General features: G+C 52.2%; 2 tRNA genes, 1 rRNA gene and 1 riboswitch. All 3 genes read right to left on the bottom strand.

The window, feature by feature from the left end:
- A riboswitch (cobalamin riboswitch) is annotated at positions 1-110 on the bottom strand. This riboswitch is flagged as partial in the annotation.
- 144 nt (positions 111-254) lie between these two features.
- A 23S ribosomal RNA gene (locus tag QO207_RS31290) occupies positions 255-3146 on the bottom strand.
- A gap of 229 nt (positions 3147-3375) precedes the next feature.
- Positions 3376-3451 (bottom strand) — tRNA-Ala (locus QO207_RS31285).
- A 27-nt stretch (positions 3452-3478) separates the two neighbouring features.
- Positions 3479-3555, bottom strand: a tRNA-Ile gene (locus tag QO207_RS31280).
- Between the last annotated feature and the right edge of the window lie 113 nt (positions 3556-3668).

Raw genomic sequence — 3668 nt, 5'->3', positions numbered from 1 at the left:
CGCTTACCGTTGCGGGGGCAGCGCCGGACTGATCGCTCGAAGGCGACGCACCGGCTTCCCGTTTCACCCCACGCACGGCGGCGGGGGGCACCTGAAACGGGGCGCATCTGAACATTCGACGGCGGAAAGCGTCAAGCGCGGGGGTTGGGCAGGATGTTGCGGGCGGGCTGCGAGTTCGCAGGATCATGCGGTTCACACGAACTTTCGGTTCGTTACGTCTTCACCGTACAACACGCAAATTGTTTGGGTGTTATATGGTCAAGCCTCACGGGCAATTAGTATCGGTTAGCTCAACGCCTCACAGCGCTTACACACCCGACCTATCAACGTCGTAGTCTTCGACGGCCCTTYAGGGGAATCAAGTTCCCAGTGAGATCTCATCTTGAGGCTAGTTTCCCGCTTAGATGCTTTCAGCGGTTATCTATTCCGAACATAGCTACCCGGCAATGCCACTGGCGTGACAACCGGAACACCAGAGGTTCGTCCACTCCGGTCCTCTCGTACTAGGAGCAGCCCCTCTCAAATCTCAAACGTCCACGGCAGATAGGGACCGAACTGTCTCACGACGTTCTAAACCCAGCTCGCGTACCACTTTAAATGGCGAACAGCCATACCCTTGGGACCGGCTTCAGCCCCAGGATGTGATGAGCCGACATCGAGGTGCCAAACACCGCCGTCGATATGAACTCTTGGGCGGTATCAGCCTGTTATCCCCGGAGTACCTTTTATCCGTTGAGCGATGGCCCTTCCATACAGAACCACCGGATCACTAAGACCTACTTTCGTACCTGCTCGACGTGTCTGTCTCGCAGTCAAGCGCGCTTTTGCCTTTATACTCTACGACCGATTTCCGACCGGTCTGAGCGCACCTTCGTACTCCTCCGTTACTCTTTAGGAGGAGACCGCCCCAGTCAAACTGCCCACCATACACTGTCCTCGATCCGGATAACGGACCAGAGTTAGAACCTCAAGCATGCCAGGGTGGTATTTCAAGGATGGCTCCACGCAGACTGGCGTCCACGCTTCAAAGCCTCCCACCTATCCTACACAAGCAGGCTCAAAGTCCAGTGCAAAGCTACAGTAAAGGTTCACGGGGTCTTTCCGTCTAGCCGCGGATACACTGCATCTTCACAGCGATTTCAATTTCACTGAGTCTCGGGTGGAGACAGCGCCGCCATCGTTACGCCATTCGTGCAGGTCGGAACTTACCCGACAAGGAATTTCGCTACCTTAGGACCGTTATAGTTACGGCCGCCGTTTACCGGGGCTTCGATCAAGAGCTTCGCTTTCGCTAACCCCATCAATTAACCTTCCGGCACCGGGCAGGCGTCACACCCTATACGTCCACTTTCGTGTTTGCAGAGTGCTGTGTTTTTAATAAACAGTCGCAGCGGCCTGGTATCTTCGACCGGCATGGGCTTAYGGAGTAAATCCTTAACCCTCGCCGGCGCACCTTCTCCCGAAGTTACGGTGCCATTTTGCCTAGTTCCTTCACCCGAGTTCTCTCAAGCGCCTTGGTATTCTCTACCCAACCACCTGTGTCGGTTTGGGGTACGGTTCCTAGTTACCTGAAGCTTAGAAGCTTTTCCTGGAAGCATGGCATCAACCACTTCATCATCTRAAAGATGACTCGTCATCAGCTCTCGGCATTAAGACCCCGGATTTACCTAAGATCTCTGCCTACCACCTTAAACTTGGACAACCAACGCCAAGCTGGCCTAGCCTTCTCCGTCCCTCCATCGCAGTAACTAGAAGTACAGGAATATTAACCTGTTTCCCATCGACTACGCTCTTCAGCCTCGCCTTAGGGACCGACTAACCCTGCGTCGATTAACGTTGCGCAGGAACCCTTGGTCTTTCGGCGTGGGAGTTTTTCACTCCCATTGTCGTTACTCATGTCAGCATTCGCACTTCTGATACCTCCAGCAAGCTTCTCAACTCACCTTCACAGGCTTACAGAACGCTCCTCTACCGCGCATCTTRCGATGCACCCGTAGCTTCGGTGTATGGTTTGAGCCCCGTTACATCTTCCGCGCAGGCCGACTCGACTAGTGAGCTATTACGCTTTCTTTAAAGGGTGGCTGCTTCTAAGCCAACCTCCTAGCTGTCTAAGCCTTCCCACATCGTTTACCACTTAACCATAACTTTGGGACCTTAGCTGACGGTCTGGGTTGTTTCCCTTTTCACGACGGACGTTAGCACCCGCCGTGTGTCTCCCACGCTGACACTTCCAGGTATTCGGAGTTTGCATCGGTTTGGTAAGTCGGGATGACCCCCTAGCCGAAACAGTGCTCTACCCCCTGGAGTGATACGTGAGGCGCTACCTAAATAGCTTTCGAGGAGAACCAGCTATCTCCGAGCTTGATTAGCCTTTCACTCCGATCCACAAGTCATCCCCTACCTTTTCAACGGGAGTGGGTTCGGTCCTCCAGTCAGTGTTACCTAACCTTCAACCTGCTCATGGATAGATCGCCCGGTTTCGGGTCTATACCCAGCGACTAAAACGCCCTATTAAGACTCGCTTTCGCTACGCCTTCCCTATACGGTTAAGCTCGCCACTGAATATAAGTCGCTGACCCATTATACAAAAGGTACGCAGTCACCTAACAAAGTAGGCTCCCACTGCTTGTACGCATACGGTTTCAGGTTCTATTTCACTCCCCTCTCCGGGGTTCTTTTCGCCTTTCCCTCACGGTACTGGTTCACTATCGGTCAGTCAGTAGTATTTAGCCTTGGAGGATGGTCCCCCCATATTCAGACAAAGTTTCTCGTGCTCCGTCCTACTCGATTTCACTTCAAAGAACCTTTCACATACGGGGCTATCACCCACTATGGCCGCACTTTCCAGAGCGTTCTGTTAGATTCAAAGAAGCTTAAGGGCTAATCCCCGTTCGCTCGCCACTACTAAGGGAATCTCGGTTGATTTCTTTTCCTCAGGGTACTTAGATGTTTCAGTTCCCCTGGTTCGCCTCTTGCACCTATGTATTCAGTACAAGATACCTAACTTATGCTAGGTGGGTTTCCCCATTCAGAGATCTCCGGATCAAAGTCTGTTTGCCGACTCCCCGAAGCTTATCGCAGGCTACCACGTCTTTCATCGCCTCTGACTGCCAAGGCATCCACCGTATGCGCTTCTTCACTTGACCATATAACCCCAAGCAATCTGGTTATTGTCTCKAACGTGAAGACGACATTCGCCGAAAATTCGCGCTTGAACTCGCAAATTTTACCTTGACTTGAATAATCACCAGTGAAAGAGATTATTCAGTCTACTTCTATCACATACCCAAATTTTTAAAGAACRGTTCTGGCACAAAGACCAGACATCAATGTTCGTTCAACCTGAACATTCATGTCTGAGCTTTCGACGATTAATGGTGGAGCCAAGGAGGATCGAACTCCTGACCTCCTGCGTGCAAAGCAGGCGCTCTCCCAGCTGAGCTATGGCCCCATCGGATCAGCAGCACACCACAACAATTGGTGGGTCTGGGCAGATTCGAACTGCCGACCTCACCCTTATCAGGGGTGCGCTCTAACCAACTGAGCTACAGACCCAATCGTCTAACCAGTGAATCAAGCAATTCGTGTGGGAGCTTATGAAGAAGCTGAGATCTTCGATTAAGGAGGTGATCCAGCCGCAGGTTCCCCTACGGCTACCTTGTTACGAC

This window comes from Pseudomonas sp. CAN1 (genome assembly GCF_030462585.1).
Taxonomy (GTDB): Bacteria; Pseudomonadota; Gammaproteobacteria; order Pseudomonadales; family Pseudomonadaceae; genus Pseudomonas.
This window is presented reverse-complemented; position numbering and strand designations above follow the sequence as displayed.